Origin of the sequence: Acinetobacter sp. AS167 (assembly GCF_037152175.1) — a bacterium.
Taxonomy (GTDB): domain Bacteria; phylum Pseudomonadota; class Gammaproteobacteria; order Pseudomonadales; family Moraxellaceae; genus Acinetobacter.
In genome coordinates, this window is the sequence record NZ_JBBCMP010000003.1 from 397,588 (window position 1) to 419,571 (window position 21,984).

General features: G+C 39.1%; 24 protein-coding genes. 15 read left to right on the plus strand and 9 right to left on the minus strand.

The annotated features are described in order from the left end of the window. Nucleotides 1-18: 18 nt before the first annotated feature. Nucleotides 19-1,245, minus strand: a complete 1,227-nt coding sequence (gene pncB / locus WFN33_RS08325) for a nicotinate phosphoribosyltransferase (RefSeq protein WP_004718736.1) — start codon at nt 1,243-1,245, stop codon at nt 19-21. Between the two features lie 279 nt (nt 1,246-1,524). Here pncB and dtd point away from each other — a divergent pair, with 279 nt between their 5' ends. Next, nucleotides 1,525-1,965: a D-aminoacyl-tRNA deacylase gene (dtd, locus tag WFN33_RS08330; RefSeq protein WP_336952517.1), complete on the plus strand. Its 441-nt coding sequence runs from the start codon at nt 1,525-1,527 to the stop codon at nt 1,963-1,965. A 79-nt stretch (nt 1,966-2,044) separates the two neighbouring features. Here dtd and WFN33_RS08335 read toward each other — a convergent pair whose 3' ends face one another. The 3 genes from WFN33_RS08335 to serB all read right to left on the minus strand — a co-directional run bounded on the left by WFN33_RS08335 (nt 2,045) and on the right by serB (nt 4,705). Next, nucleotides 2,045-2,524: an SCP-2 sterol transfer family protein gene (locus tag WFN33_RS08335; protein ID WP_336952518.1), complete on the minus strand. Its 480-nt coding sequence runs from the start codon at nt 2,522-2,524 to the stop codon at nt 2,045-2,047. 215 nt (nt 2,525-2,739) lie between these two features. Then, nucleotides 2,740-3,054, minus strand: coding sequence for a ciprofloxacin tolerance protein AciT (aciT, locus tag WFN33_RS08340; RefSeq protein ID WP_336952519.1), 315 nt, complete (start codon nt 3,052-3,054; stop codon nt 2,740-2,742). Between the two features lie 430 nt (nt 3,055-3,484). After that, entirely contained in the window at nt 3,485-4,705 is a 1,221-nt protein-coding gene (gene serB, locus WFN33_RS08345; RefSeq protein ID WP_336952520.1) for a phosphoserine phosphatase SerB, read from the minus strand. Between the two features lie 77 nt (nt 4,706-4,782). Here serB and WFN33_RS08350 point away from each other — a divergent pair, with 77 nt between their 5' ends. The 9 genes from WFN33_RS08350 to WFN33_RS08390 all read left to right on the plus strand — a co-directional run bounded on the left by WFN33_RS08350 (nt 4,783) and on the right by WFN33_RS08390 (nt 14,585). After that, nucleotides 4,783-6,069, plus strand: coding sequence for a hypothetical protein (locus tag WFN33_RS08350; RefSeq protein WP_336952521.1), 1,287 nt, complete (start codon nt 4,783-4,785; stop codon nt 6,067-6,069). A 291-nt stretch (nt 6,070-6,360) separates the two neighbouring features. Next, a complete protein-coding gene (gene ribBA, locus WFN33_RS08355; protein ID WP_336952522.1) occupies nt 6,361-7,482 on the plus strand; it encodes a bifunctional 3,4-dihydroxy-2-butanone-4-phosphate synthase/GTP cyclohydrolase II in 1,122 nt (373 codons plus the stop codon). A gap of 97 nt (nt 7,483-7,579) precedes the next feature. After that, complete coding sequence (ribH, locus tag WFN33_RS08360) at nt 7,580-8,050, plus strand: 6,7-dimethyl-8-ribityllumazine synthase (RefSeq protein ID WP_004718750.1); 471 nt, start codon at nt 7,580-7,582, stop codon at nt 8,048-8,050. A 3-nt stretch (nt 8,051-8,053) separates the two neighbouring features. After that, nucleotides 8,054-8,503 (plus strand): transcription antitermination factor NusB, encoded by a 450-nt coding sequence (nusB, locus tag WFN33_RS08365; RefSeq protein ID WP_004718751.1) that lies wholly within the window; start codon nt 8,054-8,056, stop codon nt 8,501-8,503. A gap of 11 nt (nt 8,504-8,514) precedes the next feature. Continuing rightward, nucleotides 8,515-9,432: a thiamine-phosphate kinase gene (thiL, locus tag WFN33_RS08370; RefSeq protein ID WP_336952523.1), complete on the plus strand. Its 918-nt coding sequence runs from the start codon at nt 8,515-8,517 to the stop codon at nt 9,430-9,432. 22 nt (nt 9,433-9,454) lie between these two features. After that, nucleotides 9,455-9,931: a phosphatidylglycerophosphatase A family protein gene (locus WFN33_RS08375; RefSeq protein ID WP_336952600.1), complete on the plus strand. Its 477-nt coding sequence runs from the start codon at nt 9,455-9,457 to the stop codon at nt 9,929-9,931. A gap of 21 nt (nt 9,932-9,952) precedes the next feature. Further along, nucleotides 9,953-11,317, plus strand: coding sequence for a bifunctional UDP-N-acetylglucosamine diphosphorylase/glucosamine-1-phosphate N-acetyltransferase GlmU (gene glmU, locus WFN33_RS08380; protein WP_336952524.1), 1,365 nt, complete (start codon nt 9,953-9,955; stop codon nt 11,315-11,317). A gap of 12 nt (nt 11,318-11,329) precedes the next feature. Then, nucleotides 11,330-13,168: a glutamine--fructose-6-phosphate transaminase (isomerizing) gene (gene glmS, locus WFN33_RS08385; RefSeq protein ID WP_336952525.1), complete on the plus strand. Its 1,839-nt coding sequence runs from the start codon at nt 11,330-11,332 to the stop codon at nt 13,166-13,168. 445 nt (nt 13,169-13,613) lie between these two features. Beyond that, nucleotides 13,614-14,585 (plus strand): cation diffusion facilitator family transporter, encoded by a 972-nt coding sequence (locus WFN33_RS08390; protein ID WP_336952527.1) that lies wholly within the window; start codon nt 13,614-13,616, stop codon nt 14,583-14,585. 110 nt (nt 14,586-14,695) lie between these two features. Here WFN33_RS08390 and WFN33_RS08395 read toward each other — a convergent pair whose 3' ends face one another. Both WFN33_RS08395 and WFN33_RS08400 read right to left on the minus strand, forming a co-directional pair. Next, nucleotides 14,696-15,016, minus strand: a complete 321-nt coding sequence (locus WFN33_RS08395) for an ArsR/SmtB family transcription factor (RefSeq protein ID WP_004718782.1) — start codon at nt 15,014-15,016, stop codon at nt 14,696-14,698. Nucleotides 15,017-15,266: 250 nt separating this feature from the next. Then, nucleotides 15,267-15,536 carry a DUF4031 domain-containing protein gene (locus tag WFN33_RS08400; protein ID WP_004718783.1) on the minus strand — a complete coding sequence of 90 codons (270 nt, stop codon included), beginning with the start codon at nt 15,534-15,536 and terminating at the stop codon, nt 15,267-15,269. A gap of 105 nt (nt 15,537-15,641) precedes the next feature. Between WFN33_RS08400 and WFN33_RS08405 the strand changes: the two genes are divergently transcribed. Together WFN33_RS08405 and WFN33_RS08410 are read left to right on the plus strand one after the other, a co-directional pair. Next, nucleotides 15,642-16,160, plus strand: a complete 519-nt coding sequence (locus WFN33_RS08405; protein ID WP_336952528.1) for a GNAT family N-acetyltransferase — start codon at nt 15,642-15,644, stop codon at nt 16,158-16,160. Next, nucleotides 16,160-16,630: a DUF523 domain-containing protein gene (locus WFN33_RS08410; protein ID WP_336952529.1), complete on the plus strand. Its 471-nt coding sequence runs from the start codon at nt 16,160-16,162 to the stop codon at nt 16,628-16,630. Before WFN33_RS08405 ends, WFN33_RS08410 begins: the two co-directional genes overlap by 1 nt. A 61-nt stretch (nt 16,631-16,691) precedes the next feature. Here the strand turns inward: WFN33_RS08410 and WFN33_RS08415 are convergent, their stop codons facing one another. Then, the gene (locus tag WFN33_RS08415; protein ID WP_336952530.1) at nt 16,692-17,645 is read right to left on the minus strand and encodes a bile acid:sodium symporter family protein; all 954 of its coding nucleotides are present in this window, start codon (nt 17,643-17,645) and stop codon (nt 16,692-16,694) included. 93 nt (nt 17,646-17,738) lie between these two features. Further along, the gene (pncA, locus tag WFN33_RS08420; protein ID WP_336952532.1) at nt 17,739-18,374 is read right to left on the minus strand and encodes a bifunctional nicotinamidase/pyrazinamidase; all 636 of its coding nucleotides are present in this window, start codon (nt 18,372-18,374) and stop codon (nt 17,739-17,741) included. Between the two features lie 484 nt (nt 18,375-18,858). Between pncA and dapA the strand changes: the two genes are divergently transcribed. The 3 genes from dapA to purC are packed head-to-tail and all read left to right on the plus strand — an operon-like array spanning nt 18,859 to nt 21,136. Then, nucleotides 18,859-19,755 carry a 4-hydroxy-tetrahydrodipicolinate synthase gene (dapA, locus tag WFN33_RS08425; protein WP_336952533.1) on the plus strand — a complete coding sequence of 299 codons (897 nt, stop codon included), beginning with the start codon at nt 18,859-18,861 and terminating at the stop codon, nt 19,753-19,755. A gap of 15 nt (nt 19,756-19,770) precedes the next feature. Beyond that, nucleotides 19,771-20,379: a lipoprotein-34 precursor (NlpB) gene (locus WFN33_RS08430; RefSeq protein ID WP_336952534.1), complete on the plus strand. Its 609-nt coding sequence runs from the start codon at nt 19,771-19,773 to the stop codon at nt 20,377-20,379. Nucleotides 20,380-20,416: 37 nt separating this feature from the next. After that, on the plus strand, nt 20,417-21,136 hold the full coding sequence (gene purC / locus WFN33_RS08435; RefSeq protein ID WP_004818291.1) for a phosphoribosylaminoimidazolesuccinocarboxamide synthase: 720 nt from the start codon (nt 20,417-20,419) through the stop codon (nt 21,134-21,136). A gap of 51 nt (nt 21,137-21,187) precedes the next feature. On the opposite strand, the gene WFN33_RS08440 is transcribed toward purC, so the two are convergent. Further along, on the minus strand, nt 21,188-21,748 hold the full coding sequence (locus WFN33_RS08440) for a DUF4303 domain-containing protein (protein ID WP_336952536.1): 561 nt from the start codon (nt 21,746-21,748) through the stop codon (nt 21,188-21,190). Nucleotides 21,749-21,984: the final 236 nt, after the last annotated feature.

The following is a 21,984-nucleotide window of genomic DNA, read 5'->3' on the forward strand; positions in this document are numbered from 1 at the left end:
CATTCTTTTAGCAAAAATTCAGATATCAATTTTCACTGCTTCGACAACTTCAGGTATTTCAAAGACCTGTCGTAAGTATGCTAAGAAAGTATCGTTGTCTGTCATGGTTTTTCCGGGACTATCTGAAATTTTTGCCACTGATTGACCGTTACATTCCACCAGTTTTAACACGATATTGAGTGGGGTTTGCCCCATATCATTGGTCAAATTCGTACCAATACCAAAACTGACTTGAAAGCGATCTTTAAAGTATTGATACAACGCCCACGCACGCTCTATATCTAATCCATCACTAAACGTCAGCATCTTGGTTTTGGTATCAATTTTTAGTTTTCGGTAGTGTTGATAAGCTTTATCACCCCATTCAAATGGGTCACCACTGTCATGACGTAAGCCATCAAATAGCTTGGCAAAATACAAATCAAAATCTTGTAAGAATGCATCCATACCAACCACATCGGTCAAGGCAATGCCCAAATCGCCACGATACTCTTGTACCCATGTTTCTAAAGCAGCTTTTTGAAAATCTCTTAAGCGGACATCTAGCGCTTGGAATGCTTGTAGAAACTCATGTGCCATGGTTCCAATTGGATGAATATTTAATTCTTTTGCCAAGAGGACATTACTGGTACCTCTAAATACATTGGGTACAGCTGCATGGAAGGTCTGGATCACATGTCTTTGCCAATCTAGACTATAACGACGGCGAGTACCAAAATCTGAAACTAAAAAGGGAGGAGCTTGTGTGCCTTGTTGTTGTTCAAATTTCTTTAATAATTCAACTTTGGCTTGTAGACGACGTTCACCTTCAACATAAATGTCATCATTACGAATCCGGCTAAAATAAAGTTCATTGACAATCGCCAGAACAAAAATTTCAAACATCATCGCCTGAACCATTGGGCCTTCAACCCAAATGTCTAAACGACCTTGTTCATCAATACCCGCTTTAATAAAACGACGTTTCAGTTGGAATAATTCTAAATAGTCGACAAAATCACTTTTGATAAAACGCATACTGCGTAAATATTGCAATTCATCTTCTTGGAATTTGAGTAAGCAGAGATGATCGAGCTGCTCGTTCAAATCATCCAGAATATCCGTCAGGGGATAAACCGTAGCATCTAGATTACGACAGCGGAAATGATACACACTGTGCGTTTGTGGAAATTTATGTAGCACCACTTGTAACATGGTAAATTTATATAAATCTGTATCGAGCAAGGATTGGATGATTGGCGCCATATCTATTTTAATTTCGCTATGCTGTTTTTATTAAAGCATATTTTTCACTGAGATAACGTAATCATTTATAAGTGATGAACTATATTTTCAGTTAAGCTCAACATAAATCTCGGCATATTTGTTTTTTTAATTTATCTATTTATATTAGAATGCCATAAATTCTATTTTTATTCAAAAGCTTACCAATAGATTCAGCTCTACATCAATGACTTACTCACATCATCTTACTGAGTTTTCCCTGTTAGAATAGGCTTATCATATTTTAGTCTTATTGTTTATATGCGCGCATTATTACAAAGAGTGTTAGAAGCCAAAGTCGTTGTTGAGGGTGAAACCACTGGAGAAATTCAAAAAGGAATTTTGGTTTTTCTAGGCTTAGCTAAGGATGACAATTTTGAAAAAGGTCAAAAATTAATTGATAAAATTTTGAAATATCGTTTTTTTGATGATGAGCAAGGCAAAATGGGGTGGAACGTCAGCCAAGCCAATGGCGAGATTTTATTGGTTTCTCAATTCACATTAATGGCACAAACGCAAAAAGGCTTGCGTCCAGACTTTGGACCAGCCATGCCGCCCACTGAAGCTCAAGCGCTTTATCAACAATTGGTTGATTATGCTCGATCACAATTTAAAAACGTTGAAACAGGTATTTTCGCAGCAGATATGAAAGTTCATTTGGTCAATGATGGACCAGTGACCTTTAACTTGGAAGTTGAATAATCAAAATCTTGATCTTAATCGCAATGTTTAAATCTTAAAAAGCCCGATCAGATCGGACTTTTTAAGATTATCGATTCGCTTAGCGTCCAGTCTTCTCTTTTAAGAATTGACGTGCCAATTTAATTTTGTCTTTTACTGGTTTGGGAACTTTTGGTGGAATCAGCTTAGCAACTTGGTTAAACCAGACTAGCAAACTGAAATCTCCTTCCATTTTGATGCTGCCGTTTTGCATACCCGTCATAAAAGCTGTTGGATCGCCTTTTACTAAAGTTTTTACACCTTGCTCACTGTCAGCAAACTGTAAAACAAAATCAGCTTTTTGTTCAGCACCTGAAACGGTATCAATTTGACCATTGTTCACAATAATTTGGCGTGCCACGCCCAAGTCGGTACCAATCTGAATACGGAACTGACGATCATGAGTCAATTCAATAAATTTTGGACTTGTACGAGCCAATTGTTTCATACGAAGTGCTAAACCCAATACAAGCAAATCCAGTGGATCTGTACTTGCATCAACGATTGGTAACTTCACAACTGGAATTGCAGAAAGTTTCATGACATTTAAGCCTGTTGTTTTTTAAATTAGATTCGAATTTGCTCATCCTAACATAACTGTCATTGCGTAGACATGGCTTTCAGAGCAAAGTATAAACTGAAAAAAAGGTATACCATTATGATATACCTTGGAATGTCTAAATTGATTTTTTTCGTGTAATTAAAGTCACTATTGTTATCTTAGCGTTCATATTGACTGAAGTTTTCACTCAAAACTTATTCATCTTCATAGACTGGTGTATGTTCAATATATTGACGATTTGCCAATGCTTTTTGTGCACGGCTATCTTCACGTAATAAAAGTGCAATCAATGCAGACATCGCCAACATAATCGCGGTTAAATAGCTATATGCGACCGAAATATCAAAGATGTTCTGTACACTATAACGCATTGCTTCCAAGATGCCCCAGAAGATCATGCCTGCAAACATAAACCCTAACCAATGACGATAAGGGGAAAAGAAAACGGTAGCCAACGCTGCAGCAATTAGACCGAATCCAATCAATGTTGCAAATGTTGTTGATACCATAACAACCTCCGTCAAAATGATGCCTTTTAAAAAAACCGTTTAAATAGGTGTTTCACAACAATTTCAAGCTTTATAATTTTTCTTAAATCACCTTATAGAAGCTTATGCATTGCATTATGTATAGTTTTTATGAGAAGGAAAGAGCTGTTTTCTGGTTAAACGACACACTTTGTCGCCACATTCATTTGTCATTACATTTTTTAAGAATCCTGTTTTTCTCACAATCTAATTACCATCAATCATGCAGTGTCATTACAAAAAAATACATACAGCTTTTAATACTAGAAAATCTTTTTTTAAGTTCTAAAACCAATAGTTTGATCAAGTTGTTTTATTGACCACTAATCACAGCAAAGTAATTCATTTTCAAATAAAAAATAGCGACTTAAAGTCGCTATCTGTCATGATTCTGCAATATAATCCAAGTCATTTAAGCACGTGATAAATCTTTATCATGCACACCTAAAAGATAAAGCACACCATCTAGACCTACGCTTGAAATGGCTTGATTGGCATTTTGACGAACCACAGGTTTAGCACGGAAAGCCACACCGAGCCCAGCAATTGAAAGCATTGGTAAATCATTTGCACCATCTCCAACCGCAATCGCTTGCTCAGGTGAAATCCCCATTTTCCCAACCAACTCAGTCAATAAATACGCTTTGCGTGCACCATCAACGATATGCCCTTTAACCTCACCTGTCACAACACCATTTTCAACATCAAGAATATTGGCATGCACTTCATCAATGCCCAGTTTTTCTTGAAGAAATTCAGCAAAGTACTGAAACCCCCCAGATAAAATCGCAGTTTTATAACCCAATGATTTTAGTGTCGAGATTAAACGCTCAGCACCTTCTGTCACGGTTAATCGCTCAGCAATTTGTGGCAATACTTTGGCATCAAGGCCTTTCAGTAATGCAACCCGTGCACGGAAACTTTGTTGAAAATCTAACTCCCCTTGCATTGCACGTTCAGTGATTTCAGCGACTTTATCGCCCACCCCTGCTTCTTTGGCAAGTTCGTCAATTACTTCTTGCTCAATCAAAGTCGAGTCCATATCGAAACAAACTAAGCGGCGATTACGGCGATAGGCATTGTCTTCTTGTACAGCAACATCAATATTTAATTCAGCAGAAAGCCGTAAACATGCGGCACGCATCGCCTGTGCATCAAGCATTTGCCCACTCAAGCCAAATTGAACACATGAACGCTTCAGTCCATCTTGGTCTCCGTTACGCTCGGGACGACCCGATAAACGAGTTACGGTTTCAATGTTAAAACCTTGACTTGAAACAATATTGGTCACCGCTTGCAGATGTTCGGCTGTGAGCTCTGGTGCTAAAGCGGTCACGATATAACGTGTACGCCCACCTTCACTCACCCATTGGTCATATTCTGCGCCTGAAATCGGCTTAAAACGAACTGTTAAACCAATATCATGTGCTAAAATAAGGATGTCTTTCATGGCTAAAGCTGTTGCAGTTTGATCGTTTGACGACACTACAATACCTAAAGTCAATTGATTATGGATGACCGCCTGCCCTACATCTAATATTTGCAAAGAATGTACGGACAACACTTGCATTAATCGAGTAAACTGATTGGGTTGGTCAGGTCCTAAAAATGAAATAAGAATGATTTCTCGCATGAATTGACTCGGGTCTGAGCTACAACAATTGGAAGAATCATAATCGAAATCGAATTTTTTTGCTTTGGAAGTTTACGTTGAATGCGCCAAGACAAGGGCTATTTGCTAGCCTACTTATTGTAAGTTTTGCATTTCATACCTTTTTATTGGTAGTTGCAACAACACATCAATTAAATGAAAACCGTGCCAGCCAAGGCCAACTCATGACCAGTCAATTGGTCACGGACAGCCTGTCTGAACTCGAACCCGCAAATACTGTGTCATTGGCGCTATTGGCAAATCGCTATGCGACCAATCCAAGTGTGGCTTCGATTCGAATACTTGATGCGAAAAAACAAGTGTTGGCAACCAGTGGTATGGCAAAAACTCGTCAAGGTGAAGTGTTTGTTCGTGATGCATTACAGAACGAGAAAAAAGTTGGCACAATTGAAATTACCTTGATCAAGCCAAGTATTGGTGAAATTTTACGTACCCAATGGCTGGCTATTTTAGTGTCATTATTGATTCATGCCTTTTTATGGCTGGCCTATCGTGCCATCGCTCGCCCAACACGTAGTGAATATTTGGCTCGTATCAACAATGAAGCCCGTTTAAAACACGAAATTCAACAATTGACAGAAGCACTTGAAGCTGAGAAAGCCAATCGCACGATTGCGATTGCGCAAGCTCAACAACAAGCACAAGCCAAAGCAAAACCTGAACCCAAAACACCTGTAACCACGACACTGGAAAATGACCAAGAGATTTTGGCGCTGAATATTCAGTACTATGATCCAAAGCAACTGATGAATACGGTCAACCAATCGGTTTCACTGCCTTATTTTAATTTATGTCAGATTTTTCTTAATAAAAGTATTGAACTTTGCGCACAGCATTTCAAATTGAATGCAAAAGATTTCACCATTCATCAAGAATTTAATCAGAATGGTGCAATCCTGAGTATTGATGCTGAAAAACCCAATGCAGCACAATCTATATTAATGGTTGGTTCGGTATTTCAATTATTGTCAGAAGTTCTGTATAAACGTTACCGTGAAGATAAGCGCTTTGTTTTACAGACGCGTTGTGCGGTCACCACCTCAGTAGAGGCGATGCAACTTGATGCGTCTCAAGCGGCTGAGCGCTTGGTGAACCATTTAATTGCCAAAGAAATGGCATTGTATTTAAGTAATGATCAGCTCAAGCATATTGGTGATTGTTATCAATTGGTTGCCTTACCAAATCCAACCAATGTGTTGACTCGTCATTCATTTATGATCAATGGTATGAATAATGACTGTGCTGAAATTGCACAAAATATTCGTACTGAGATTTTAAAAGGAAAGAAAAATACACCAAACTCTGAAGTAATCTCAGAGAATTAAGTATTTACCATCTATCAAGCCCTCCTCTTTTTTAAAGTGTGAGGGTTTTTCTTTTATTACGCTCAATTTCCGATAAGTTCATCTTATTTTTTTCGAAATGAGTGTCTGATCTTTATACTAAATCACGATAAATCATTTTTCTTCTCTTTTCATTGCCCTACAAGCTTGTGTATAACTATCTATCTCAAAGGAAGATGATAAGCATAGGCAAAATACGTAAAAACACGTTAGACTATGCTCCGAATATATTCAATGAAAATGTCATACGACAGAACAAAAAGGTGAAGGTTGATGCCGCTCAATACTGTTGAAGAGCTTGTAGCAGATATCCGTGCAGGTAAAATGGTTATCCTCATGGATGACGAGGATCGTGAAAATGAAGGCGATTTAGTCATTGCTGCAACACACGTACGCCCTGAAGACATCAACTTTATGATCACCCATGCTCGTGGTCTTGTATGCCTAACACTAAGTCGTGACCGCTGTAAGCAACTCGATCTACCATTAATGGTCGACCATAATGGCGCACAACACAGTACAAATTTCACGCTTTCTATTGAAGCTGCAAATGGTATTACCACGGGTATTTCTGCCGCAGAACGTGCCCATACCATACAAACTGCAGTTGCTGCTCATGCCAAACCTGCTGATATAGTACAACCTGGGCATATCTTCCCATTGATGGCACAACCAGGTGGTGTATTACACCGTGCTGGACATACTGAAGCTGGCTGTGACTTATCTCGTTTAGCGGGTTTAGAGCCGGCATCTGTGATTTGTGAAATTATCAATGAAGATGGCACGATGGCACGTCGTCCAGATCTTGAAGTATTTGCTGAAAAACATGGCTTAAAAATTGGTACAATTGCTGATCTGATTCATTATCGTATGACCAATGAACAAACAGTAGAACGATTGGATCAACAAAGCATAGATACTGAATACGGTACCTTTGATTTATACCGTTACCGTGAAATTGGTAATCCAGACATTCATTTGGCTTTGGTTAAAGGTGAACCGCAACAAGGTGTGACAACTGTCCGCGTACATGGTTTCAACCCTGTACGTGATTTATTGAAACTTAATAAAAAAGATGGTGAGCCTGCTTGGAACCTAGATAAAGCACTCAAAACGATTGCTGAGAGTGATCGAGGGGTTTTGGTCTGGATTGGTCAGCGTCATCTATCTGACTTAGGCCCTGCTTTAGCAGAACTTGGTAAGCCAAAACCAACAAAATCAAATGCCGCACTTTCACAGCAATATCAAACGATTGGTGTTGGTGCACAAATTTTACGTGATCTCGGTGTTGAAAAGATGAAACTTCTTAGCTCACCATTACGTTTTAATGCATTATCAGGTTTTAATTTAGAAGTGGTGGAATACATCACTGCTGACCAAAAAACCGGTCAATAATTTTTAATCAGATGGCTTGTATTACTCAATTAGGTTTCTAGTTGGGAAATAAAAGCAATCTGTACAACCACTTATCTATTAAATTATCGAGGTTGCCATGGCGATTCGCCGAATTGAAGGTTTATTACATCTCGCGAGCGAAGACCGTTACGCGATTTTAGTTGGTCGTTTTAACAGCTTTGTTGTTGAACATTTATTAGAAGGTGCAATTGATACATTGCATCGTCATGGTGTAAGCGACGATAATATCACTGTCGTTCATGCACCGGGCGCATGGGAACTTCCAGTTGTGGCTAAAAAATTAGCAGCTTCTGGTAAATTCGATGCAGTGATCGCACTTGGCGCAGTGATTCGTGGTAGTACGCCACATTTCGACTTCGTTGCAGGTGAATGTGCCAAAGGTTTAGGTGTAGTTGGTTTAGATACCGGCCTACCTGTGATCAATGGTGTATTGACTACGGACAGTATTGAACAGGCGATTGAACGCTCTGGTACAAAAGCAGGTAATAAAGGTGGTGAAGCTGCCCTTACTGCTATTGAAATGGTTAACCTGTTAAAGGCAATTTAAAGCATGTCGCAAACACTCCAAGCTACTTATGCAGCAAAACGTAAAGCACGTCGCTTTGCTGTACAAGGGATTTATGAATGGCAAATGAGCCACAACCCAGTGCATGAAATTGAAGCACGTACACGTGTTGAAAACGCAATGCATAAAGTGGATCTCGGCTATTATCATGAGTTGCTCACAGCCGTGATCGCAAACCATGAAGCATTGGATGCTTTACTTGTTCCTGTTCTGGATCGTGAACTGAGTGCATTAGACGGTGTAGAACTTGCTACATTACGTTTGGGTGCATACGAACTCAAAGACCATCTTGAAGTCCCTTATCGAGTTGTACTCGATGAAGCCATTGAGCTGGCAAAACACTTTGGTGGTGCTGACAGTCATAAATACATCAATGGTGTATTAGATCGTTTAGCAACAAGCCTGCGTGAAGCAGAAAAGCAACAAAGTAAATAAGTTGTTTTTACATGGCTGAGTTTTCAATTATTGAGACCTATTTCAATCGTCAGCAGCAAACTGATGTTGATTTAGGCGTCGGTGACGACTCAGCGCTGCTTTCCCCACCTTTAAATCATCAATTGGTGATTTGCACAGATACGCTTGTCGCTGGTCGACATTTTCCGCTAGAAGCCTCTCCACATGCCATTGGCTGGAAATCTGTTGCTGTTAATCTTTCAGATATTGCTGCAATGGGTGCAAAACCCCACAGTATTTTACTCGCATTGAGCCTATCCCAAATTGATCATAACTGGCTAAAACAATTTAGTCAGGGTTTATATGATTGTTGCGATCAATTTGGCGTACGTTTAATTGGCGGTGATACCACGCAAAGTCCACATCTTACCATTACCATCACTGCACTAGGCTGGATTGAAACAGGCAAAGCCATTACCCGTTCTGGCGCGCAAGTCGATGATTTAATTGTAGTCAGTGGCTCGATTGGTGATGCCGCTTTTGGATTAAAGCATTTAGGACATCCCCTACAACAACGTCTAGATTACCCAACACCGCGCTGCGAATTAGGCGATATGTTAAAAGACTTGGCATCCAGTATGATTGATGTTTCAGATGGGCTTGCTCAAGATCTGAGGCATATATTAGATGCCTCGGGTGTCGGTGCAAAAATAGATTTAAATCAACTCCCAATTCATCCAACTTTAAAGCAGCTCAGCAACAATGAGCAATGGAAATATGCTTTAGCGGGCGGAGATGATTATGAGTTATGCTTTACAATAACTATGCAAAATTATGCTAAACTTTTGCAATTAAAACCAAATGTAACCACTACAATCATCGGCCAAGTTACACAAAAATCTGGGATTGTATTTGAGAAAGATGGCTTAGACCATCCACTTCAACTTCAAGGGTACCAACACTTTGCATAAACCTCCGATTGTCTTTAAAAGTATGACATGGGCTGAACGCTTTATTGTGTTCTGTGGTGTAGGCTTTGGTTCAGGCTTAGCGCCTAAAGCACCAGGTACATTTGGCTCAGCATTTGCCCTTTTGTTTATTCCGATTTGGCTTGCAATTGGTTTTTATGGCTCCATATTGGCCATCATAATCATGTCATTGGTCGGTATTTGGATTTGTGGGAAAACCGCAGATATTATCCATGTGCATGATGATGGGCGCATTGTTTGGGATGAGTTTGCTGGGCAATCAATCACCTTCCTGCCTTTAATTTATTTAGGACAAATGAATTGGATTTGGACACTGGTTGGATTTGCACTGTTCCGTTTATTTGATGTCTGGAAACCATGGCCTATTCGTGTCATTGACCAAAAAGTCGATGGTGGCTTTGGGATCATGCTTGACGATATTATTGCAGGCCTCTGGGCAGCAATATGTATCGTGATTTATTTATATTTTAAAATGGCTTAAGCCAGATCTGTTAGGTGTGATATGTCTACAACTGTGATCATTCTTGCTGCAGGTAAAGGAACACGTATGCGTTCTAGTTTACCCAAGGTACTCCAACCTTTAGCAGGACGCCCACTACTCGGTCATGTGATTGAAACAGCAAAACAATTACAAGCAAAAAATATCATTACGATCTTTGGTCACGGTGGTGATCTGGTTCAAAATGCATTTGCACATGAAAATATTCAATGGGTAGAGCAAACAGAACAACTCGGTACTGGTCATGCAGTTAAAGTGACTTTGCCGGTTTTGCCCCAAGACGGCATTTCTTTGATTCTTTCTGGTGATGTGCCTTGCGTACAACAAAGTACCCTACAACGTTTGGTTGATGTATCTAGTCAAACAGGTATTGGTCTAGTCACATTAACGCTTGAAGATTCTACAGGCTATGGTCGCATCGTACGTAAGGATGAAAAAATCCAAGCGATTGTTGAACATAAAGATGCTTCTGATGAACAACGTCAAATTAAAGAAATCAACACAGGTATTTACTGTGTTAGCAATGCCAAATTACATGAATGGTTACCGAAACTCAGCAATGACAATGCTCAAGGCGAGTACTACCTCACTGATATCGTGGCAATGGCTTTAGCTGATGGTATGGAAATCGCATCCATTCAACCAGAATTAGCTTTTGAGGTTGAAGGTGTGAATGATCGTATTCAACTTGCAGCATTAGAGCGAGAATTCCAAAACTATCAAGCTAAATCACTGATGCAGCAAGGCGTGCATCTGATTGACCCTTCACGCTTTGATTTACGTGGTCAACTCACGGCGGGTACGGATGTTCGTATTGATATTAATGTGATTATTGAAGGTCGATGTACTTTCGGAAATGGCGTTGAAATTGGTGCAGGATGTATTATTAAAAATACCCAAATTGCAGCAGGAACCAAAGTTCAACCTTATAGTGTTTTTGAAGATGCGATAATTGGTGCCGATGTACACATTGGTCCTTTTGCACGATTACGTCCAGGTGCAAAATTAGCAGATGAAGTTCATATCGGTAACTTTGTTGAAGTGAAAAACTCTTCTGTTGGTCTAGGTTCAAAAGCCAATCATTTCACCTATTTAGGCGATGCAGAAATTGGTGCGGGTTCAAATATCGGTGCAGGTACAATTACCTGTAATTATGATGGTGCCAATAAACACAAAACCATCATTGGTGATAATGCCTTTATTGGAACCAACAACTCACTGGTTGCACCGATTAAAATTGGTCATGGCGCAACCACGGGTGCGGGTTCAGTGATTACCCATGATGTAGCAGACAACAGTCTTGCATTTGAACGTGCAAAACAAATTTCGAAAGAAAATTATCAACGTCCCCAAAAGGTCAAGAAATAAGAGGATATTATTATGTGCGGTATTGTTGGTGGCGTTGCTGAACGAAGCATTACAAATATTTTAATTGAAGGCCTAAAACGTCTTGAATATCGTGGTTATGACTCTGCGGGTGTTGCACTGGTTGATCAAGGGCAAATCTTACGTGAACGTCGTGTCGGTAAAGTTGCAAATTTAGAAGGTGCGGTTGCAGAGTCTAATATTTTAGGTTCTGTGGGTATCGCACACACACGTTGGGCAACCCATGGTAAACCAACTGAAAACAATGCCCATCCGCATATTTCTGGGCATGTTGCAGTGGTACATAACGGTATTATTGAAAATTACCAAGAGCTTAAAGATGATCTTGAAGCTTTGGGTTATGTGTTTACATCTCAAACAGATACTGAAGTCGTTGCTCACTTAATTACTGAAGCACTGAAATCATCACCCAATCTATTAAAAGCTGTTGAAGAAATCGTACCTCAACTGAAAGGTGCTTATGCACTGGGGATTGTGCATACCGATTACCCAAACGAATTAATTGCTGTTCGTGAAGGTTCACCTTTAGTCATTGGTGTTGGTATTGGTGAGAACTTTATTAGTTCAGACCAATTGGCACTGTTACCTGTGACCAACCGTTTTATCTATCTTGAAGAAGGTGATATTGCGCGTTTAACTCGTGAAACGATTGAAGTTTTTGTCAATGACCAATTGGTTGATCGTCCGGTGAAAGAGCTGGATGCAACCGTGAGTAATGCCTCTAAAGGTGAGTATAAACACTACATGCTCAAAGAAATTTTTGAGCAACCTGAAGCAATTCAACAAACGATCTCTCAAGCTTTAAATGGCAATACACTACGAGAAGACTTTTTACAAAATGCTGAAATAGATTTTAAAAATGTTCAGCAAGTTCAAGTGCTTGCATGTGGTACCAGCTACCATGCTGGAATGATTGCAAAATATTGGTTTGAACAACTGATTGATCTGCCTTGCCAAGTCGAAATTGCCAGTGAATTCCGTTATCGCTCGCCTGTGATTGTAGATAACACATTGTATGTTTGTATTTCCCAATCAGGTGAAACTGCGGATACCTTGGCTGCATTACGTGATACACAAAAGCGTGCTAAAGCAAAAGGCTTAAATATCTATACTATGACGATTTGTAATGTCGCGACCTCATCTATGGTTCGTGAAACAAATCATCATTTATTAACCCTAGCTGGTCCTGAAATTGGGGTGGCATCAACCAAAGCGTTTACCACACAGCTTGCGGCTTTAATGTTATTGACCCTTAAACTTGGTCAGGTTAAGCAAACCATTTCAGCTGAACATATTGATGAAATCACTTCTGCGTTGTGGCATATTCCTAAAGTCATTTTAGATACCTTACAAAATGATGCAGAAATTTTACGTTTGTCTGTTCTGTTTAAAGAAAAACAGCATTGCTTGTTCTTGGGTCGCGGTACAGAATTCCCAATTGCGCTTGAAGGTGCATTAAAACTTAAAGAAATTTCATATATTCATGCCGAAGGTTATGCTGCGGGTGAATTGAAACATGGCCCATTGGCTTTGGTCGACAATGATATGCCTGTGGTGATTCTTGCACCGAATGATGAAATGCTGGATAAACTTAAATCCAATATGGAAGAAGTCCAAGCACGTGGTGGTGAACTGTTTGTTTTTGCAGATGAAAATAGCGGTATCGTGGCTAAAGATCGTCAACATGTTGTCTATGTTCCAACGGTCAATACTTGGTTAGCACCAATTGTTTATAGTGTACCTGTGCAGTTGTTGTCTTATCATGTTGCAGTATTACGTGGTACTGACGTAGACCAACCAAGAAACCTAGCAAAATCAGTTACGGTTGAATAATCAATTAGTTACTGATTGTAGTGTTTGTATGAGAGTAATAAAGTTTCATACTGAGTAATAAAGTGTAATACTGGATTGCTCAAAAAATCCACACAAGATATGCTCTAGAAAAGCATGGCTGTGTGGATTTTTTGATGCCTAATTTTTATAGATCCATCAATTTAAAAATAACCAAAACAAAAACCATCCTCTTGAACTTAAACCAACAAGATCCCTTAGCGAGAAAAAGCCTCCTTTTTTTTACTTCGCATCAAAGTAAATAAGCTCAAAAGTGAATCAGTTCATTTTAAAAACTTTATTGTGTTTTATTAAACTTAAACACCTAGTGACATCAAATTTTAAATTTTTTGATTCATATTACTGTAAAAAATTAACATGAAGCTATTTGACAAAACAAACATATGAACATATATTCATATGTAAATAATCCAATCCAGAGGTCCTTATGGGACACAATCACAATCATCCCCATAATAGCCATATTGATCACAACCACACGCATGTACCTGAAGCAACTACAGGAAATGAAAGAAAAATTCTGATTTCCTTCTTCATTATTTTCAGTTTTATGCTTGTTGAAGCTGCAGGGGGAATCATATCTGGTTCACTGGCACTGTTAGCTGATGCAGGCCATATGATGACGGATGCATTGGCATTAGGATTAGCATATGTAGCGTTCCGCTTTGGTCGTCGTACTGCGGATAAATCACGGACTTTCGGCTATATGCGCTTTGAAGTGATTGCAGGTCTGATCAATTCTCTAACATTGTTTGGGATTGTTGGATGGATCATCTATGAAGCGATAGTACGCTTTCAATCACCACAACCCGTTCTTGCGGGACCGATGTTTATCGTCGCAATTGTTGGTATGTTGGTGAATATCTTTGTTTTATGGTATCTCACACGAGATGATACGGATCATGTAAATATCAAAGGTGCGATTCTGCATGTGATGGGTGACTTATTGGGTTCTGTTGCTGCAATTATTGCTGCAATCGTCATCTGGTATTCAGGTTGGACACCGATTGATCCGATTTTGTCTGTGCTTGTATCATTACTTGTATTGCGCAGTGCATGGTCTTTGTTTAAACAAACCATTCATATTTTATTAGAAGGTGCGCCGGCCAATGCCAATACCGCAGATATCACCACTCACTTATTAAAATCCGTTCAAGGCATTCAGAAAATTAGCCATATTCATGTATGGATGATCACTTCAGGAAGAGCAATGGCAACATTACATGTCCAACCTGAAGCAGATGTTGATATCAAGACACTCACCGAACAAATTGAGGATGAATTAAAAACCAAATTTGATATTGAACATCCAACTGTCGCGATTGATTGGCAAGGTGATAGTACCTGTAGCCTTGAAAAACCGACAAAAATTGATCCTCATGCTGGACATAATCATTAAGATTAATATGGATCAAGCACAAATCGCCACAAGGTCATTGATTGTTGCTTTGTGGCATCCACATTTTGAAATTCACTTTAGTTTTAAAATCGATTTGAAAAATAGAAAATTTAACCGCACTGCTCTTCTGCAATATGTTTTGCCATATCAGACAGAACATGACTGACATGCGTATCAGCGATTTCATATAAGACTTGTTTGGCCTGACGTTCACTTTTCACCAAACGTGCTGAACGTAATAAACGTAAATGATGACTAACCAAAGATTGCGACAAATCGAGTGCTTCGCAGATATCGCCAACTGGACTAGGTCCACGCATACAGAATAAAAGAATTCTGAGACGTGAAGCATCTCCTAAAAGTCGAAAAGTTTCAGCCAGAATAATAATCTCGTCTTGCGATATTTCTGTTGAGCCGTCTTTAAAAGTCATATATTAATCACAATCGTTGTTCATAATTTTTCATCATAAAAGATTCTACTCTTGTGCTTCTCATAAGGACAAGACTTAATCGCGATAAAGTATTTTTCTGGAGATGCGGTTTTATCAAGCTTAAATAAAAAACCAACTCTTTATTTCTAATGTTTAAAACACGAATCAAAAACATCTAAGTACGAAACAAGCATACTAAAAACATAAAAAATTGAATTTAATAAATATATTCATTCAGCCTATCAACACTTCATAAAGATTGATTGAGTTGTAACTTCAGTTTCTTTCCACAAGCAATAATGGTTTTTCGATCGGCATCAATTGCGCCATAAGCAATCGCCATTACCCGCATTTGCAGGGTAATATCATAATGCGGATAAGAGGCCGAGCGATGAAATAAACGGGCATCGATTTCCAGCATTTGCGCAAAGTGATGTAATTCCTCCAGTGTATCTGCCATCAAATGACACCATTCTTGGCCTTTAAACGGAACTTTTGCGCGATCGACATACACACTCATAACAAGATTCATTTTCCCTATTTCGGATTGATTATCCCATGAAATTCATCCATGATTGAATACAAATTCAAGGTATAGCAAAGCGTCATTTGATGACAAAATATAATGAAAATTTATCCAGCCACACCAATCCATCTCAAGCAACTCAATCAGCTTGCCTGCACCACATATCACCAACATTTTGCTGATCTTTGGTCAGAACAAGGCCTACAAAATTTTCTCAATCAAAATTTTAGTTTAGAAAATTTGTCCGAATCTCTGCGAGATCCTGATCAAGTTTGGCTATTGCTGGAAAATGAACAAGCGCAAATTATTGGATATGCCAAGTTAAATCTCAACCAATATGAACCACATTTAGATATTATTGGTGCAGAATTACAGAAAATTTACTTGCTTAAAGAGGCGGTTGGGAAAAATTTTGCATCTTCGCTTATGCAAAATGCGATTGATATTGCACGTGAATATCAACAAGCTTCTGTATTTTTGGAAGTATTAACAACCAACACCCGTGCAAAAAAATTCTATCAAAATTTTGCTTTTATAGAGAAATTAAGCATCGACTTTAAAACAGATTTATATGATATTGGTATGGATTTAATGCAACTCGAATTAACCTCAAGATAATGAAAAAATACCTGATTAGTGCATGTCTTGTGGGTGAAAATGTTCGCTACGATGCCAAGAACTGCCTACAACACAAGCTTAAACAACTGTTAGACAAGCAACAAGCCGTAGTGATTTGTCCTGAAGTTTCAGGCGGCTTAAGTACACCTCGGCAACCTGCTGAAATCGTAGGTGGTGATGGTTATCAAGTTTTAAAGGGGCAAGCCAAAGTAAAAGATGCCAATGGTGATGATGTTTCAGCTGAATTTATTCTAGGTGCAGAAAAAACCCTAAAACTCGCCCAATACCATCAAGTGACACATATTATTTTAAAAGCCAACAGTCCTTCTTGTGGTTCACAGATGATTTATGATGGATCATTTTCAGGGCATAAAATATCAGGCAAAGGGGTTACTGCAGCTCTACTCGAACAACATGGCTTTAGCGTACTCACAGAAGATGAGTTTTTAAAGCAGTTAGCGCAAGAATAAGTCAGTATAAATAAAAATAGAGCCAAAGCTCTCTAAATGAAACGTAAATTTTAAAATAGTATTATTGTTTATTTTCAGCCATTTTATCTGCTTTTGCTGCCCAATACGTGGCTAAAATAGGTCCAGAAATATTATGCCATAAACTAAAAATAGCACTTGGTACTGCGGTTATTGGAGATGCAGCAAAATGTATTGCCGCTAAGGTCACACCTAAACCAGAATTTTGCATCCCCACTTCAATCGCAACAGCTTTAGAGTCAGGATAAGATAAGTTGAATAGGCGACTTGCCCAATAGCCTAATAAAAAGCCTAAACCATTATGTAAAATCACCACACCCAAAATCAGTAAACCCGATTGTAAAATTGAAGCCTTACTGGCTGCAATAATTGCCGCCACGATCACCACAATGGCGACTACAGATATTAGAGGCATCACTTGAATATATTGCTCGGTCTTTTGTTTAAATAGGCTTCTTAAAATCACGCCCAAAATAATTGGAAAAATCACCACTTTAAGAATATCGATGAACATTGAACCCGCATCAATCGGAATCCACTGGCTGGCTAAAACATAGAATATCGCTGGTGTCAAAATAGGCGCTAAAAACGTTGAAACAGATGTACATGTGACGGATAGAGCTGTATTTCCTTTGGCCATATAGGTGATGACATTGGATGCTGTCCCTCCAGGGCAACAGCCGACAAGGATTACTCCTACCGCAATTTCGGGTGGTAAATTAAAAACTTTACAGAGCAAGAATGCCACACTGGGCATCACCACAAAATGTGCAACGACACCAATCACAACCGCTTTGGGATTTGACAAGACATTCTTAAACTCATCCACGGTCATGGTCATGCCCATTCCCAGCATGATAATCCCTAAAACCCAGGGAATATATGCTTTCATCCAGACAAATGCTGCTGGAAAACATAATGCAATAAAGGCAAACACCACAACCCACAAGGCAAAAGTTTTTTGTACAAACTGACTAAAACGTAAAATTGCTGACATTGTCCCTACCCAAGCAGATTGAGGATTTCGGCTTATCTTAAAGCAAGATGTTTTAAAGCAGTAATATTTCTCAAATGATGCAAGTCTTGATGCTTATGCTGTGTTGAGAATCTCTTTTGAGATCAGGCGTTTTACACCCACAGCCAGCATTTCTTGCCATGCATGTTGTAAAGAACCATGTAAATCAATTGCTTTGGTAGCGTCCGAAATCACAAAGGCTTTAAAACCTAACTTGGCGGCATCCATGGCCGTCCATGCGACACAGAAGTCTGTCGCAATCCCCACAATATACACTGTATCTATACCGCGCTCTTTAAGATAGCCCGCCAAGCCTGTAGTGGTTTTATGATCGGCTTCCATAAAGGCTGAATAACTGTCAATTTGGGAACGAAAACCTTTACGAATGATCAGTTGAGCAGTTGGTATGTTTAGATCAGGATGGAATTCAGCATCTTGGGTCCCTTGTATGCAATGGGATGGCCACAATACTTGCGGGCCGTAATCTAAGCTGATCAGGTCATAAGCTTTACGGTTGGGATGATTCTCAACAAATGAAATATGGTTTTCAGGATGCCAATCTTGGGTCAGTACGATATTGTCAAAATGTAGTGCCAATTGATTAATGGTTGGAATGATTTGCTCAGCATAGGCAACTTCTAAATTTCCCCCTGAAGTGAAACCATTTTGTACATCAACAACGATCAAGGCGCTACGCTCAGATTGCAACATTTCCCTACCCTTATATTGGCCCAATGACTATTATTTTAATCGTAAAAATTTAAATATTCGATGACTCAACATACAATAAAAAAGCATACTTTTGCGAGCGTCTTATCAAAATCAATCGTGAAATCATCTAGAACGGTTCGCTAGATTCTAAACGGCGAGGCTCAGCCATCCAATAGAAACTTATTTTCTAGCGCGGATGGATTTCACCCTGTATTTGAATTAAAACTGCACGCTGTTCAATTTGGATAAAAAAATGAAAATTAAAAAAATTGCTTGGAAATGTGAGTGATTTGTTGCTTTTGTTAAAGAATTTCCAAGCTTTGACTAAAGCATATTGTTCTGACACGCTGAATCAGTCATAATTTGCGTAAGCATTAGGCAATCTTTAAGATGATTGTTTCTCGCTCAAATCAAAATACTGCAACCATCCCAATCCATGTTTACTCAAACGCATGTGGATGGAAAAATAGGATATTTTTTTAAAATGACTCAGCAAGCACAGACCATTCAAGGCTCAATTGTCGCAATCGTCACCCCTATGTTTGAAGATGGCAGCGTAGATTGGAAGGGTCTCGAGAAGCTCGTTGAGTGGCACATAGAACAAGGCACTAATAGTATTGTTGCTGTCGGAACAACTGGCGAAGCATCTACTCTTAGCATGGCAGAACACACAGAAGTAATTAAAGAAATTATCCGTGTTGCCAATAAACGTATTCCAATTATTGCCGGTACTGGTGCAAACTCGACACACGAAGCGATTGAACTCACCAAAGAAGCCAAACAACTCGGCGCAGATGCCGCACTTTTAGTCACCCCTTATTATAACAAACCAACGCAAGAAGGTTTATTTCAACACTATAAGGCAGTTGCTGAAGCTGTTGATTTACCTATCATTCTGTACAACGTGCCTGGCCGTACTGGTGTAGATCTGCACAACGACACCGCAATTCGTTTAGCAGATATTCCTCAAATCGTAGGAATTAAAGATGCGACTGGCGATGTTCCTCGTGGTAAAGAGCTGATTGATGGCTTAAAAGGCAAAAACATGGTGGTGTATTCAGGTGATGATGCGACTGCGAGTGAATTGATTCAGTTAGGCGCCCACGGCAATATTTCAGTAACAGCAAATATTGCACCAAAAATCATGAGTGAACTTTGTGCCGCTGCAATTGCAGGTGATACTACAACAGCGAAAAGCAAAGATGACCAAGTTGCAAAATTAAACAATATTCTATTTTGCGAATCGAACCCAATTCCAGTGAAATGGGCACTTCATGAAATGGAATTAATTGGTACTGGCATTCGCTTACCATTAACTCCCCTAGCAGAACAATACCGTGCACCACTGCGTGAAGAACTCAAAGCAGTGGGTCTCATTTAATAAGAGCTTAGTATTATGCAATTACGTTTAGGTTTAACTCTTGCCATTTCAGCTTTAAGCTTGGCGGGTTGTAGTTCCCTTGGAATCAACAATGGTTCTTTAGATTATAAAAACACGACCACCGTAGAGCCACTTAGCTACCCTGAAGGTTCGACAGTTAGACCTGCAACGCCAATGTATCCAGCTCCTATTGTTGACCCACTTGCTCTTCAGCATGCACCAAAATTTGAAAATAAACGAGGCAATCGTTACGAAGTTCCTCGTCCAGATGTTGCTCAAATCAGTGCACCTGCTGATGAAGTTTCTGCATCAGCTGAAAGTGTTGGTCGTCCTCAAATTTTAACTGATGGAAATGGCAATCCACTGATCAAAATTGATGGAAATTCTGCTACAATTTGGCAGTACGCACTTGCGACCCTCAGTAGCTTAAATCATAAGGTTATCGGCCAAAGCAAAAATGCCAATGAGGCAACTGTTAAAATCGATAATTCAACCTATGTATTGAAGCTTACCTCCGTAGGTTCAAGTAACACGCTTGCTGTGTTTAACGCCGATAATAGCTTTGCAGACAAAGAAAAAGCTGCAGAACTATTAACCCAGATTTACCAAAACTGGCCAGCCTAGTCGTTCTAGGCAATTTTTTTTTGCAAAAGGTTCCCCCATGTTAAAACAAACCTTGCTCTATACTGGTAAAGCGAAATCTGTTTATGAAACAGATAGCGCGGATCATCTAATTCTAGTTTTCCGTGACGATGCTTCTGCATTTAATGGCGAAAAAATAGAGCAACTAGACCGTAAAGGTAAGGTGAACAACCGTTTTAATGCCTTTATCATGGAAAAACTGGCTGCAGCTGGTATTGAAACACACTTCGAAAAACTTCTTTCTCCAACTGAAGTTTTAGTGAAAAAATTGCAAATGATCCCTGTTGAATGTGTAATGCGTAACTATGCAGCAGGTTCACTATGTCGCCGTTTGGGTGTTGAAGAAGGTTTAGAACTTGTTCCACCAACGTTTGAATTGTTCTTCAAAGATGACGCTTTAGGCGATCCTATGGTGAACGAATCTCAAGCAATTGCATTGGGTTGGGCAAATGCTGAACAATTGGCACAAATGAAAGAATTGACTCAAAAAGTCAATGTTGTGCTTAAAGATTTATTCGCTCAAGGCAACATGCTTCTTGTTGATTTTAAACTTGAATTTGGCGTGTTCCATGACCGTATCGTATTGGGTGACGAATTCTCTCCAGATGGTTGCCGTCTATGGGATAAAGACACCAAGAAAAAACTCGACAAAGACCGTTTCCGTCAAGGTTTAGGTGGTGTTGTTGAGGCTTATGAAGAAGTGGCTACACGCATTGGTGTAGATCTTTCAGATATCTAATTTTAGATACTGATTCTTCAAAAACCGAGCTTTTTAGCTCGGTTTCTTATTTTAAAATGCTGATTTTTCTAATAGATAATCATATAAATTTTCACCAGCTTTTTTCTGAAAGCGGTTTTCAAATAAAGGTACCAAAAACTCAGGATTAATTTGTGGGAAGCTGGTGTCCTCAAAATCTTCATCGGATGAGTCTGCATATTGAATAATGACAATAATTTCTTCACCCTGTTGGTTTTTTAATTTTCCTTGTATTCTTAAATCTTGTAATGCTTGAATAATGGTCTTTTGATACTGCGCTTGTAATTCGCTATATTGCTCATTTGTATAATCCTCTCCCAAATCCTGATACAAAGCCGTGATTGCATTGTGAACACGATTATTGGCAGTACTTGAACAACTCCATTCTGAAATCCACCATGCTTCATAGACGTCTTCAAAGGTTTTTAATTGTTCTAATGTGCATCCTACATAAAAGAAACCACACAAATCCTCAACCATTCCCAAACCAATAGCACATAAATGCTGATCTTGTGTAAGCTGCTGAATTTCAGCGAAAGCATCTTGGATATCTTGGTAAATCACTGAATATAAATCGTCTTTATTCATCATCATGTTCTTATCATTCACAATTTCAATACAGAGTTTACTATCAAAGCATAAATTCTGTATATAAACCATTCACCGAGGTTGGCATTTAGCATTCGTAAAAAATTGAGCAATCGACGACTTAAAAATACTGTAAATTATTTTTGAAAAAGCGTTGCGATGAAACTTTAAACATTAAAACTTGACCTTACAATTATGGTAAGGTTTATCTTAAGTTTAAGTCTTCTTAGAGCAGGGTGAGA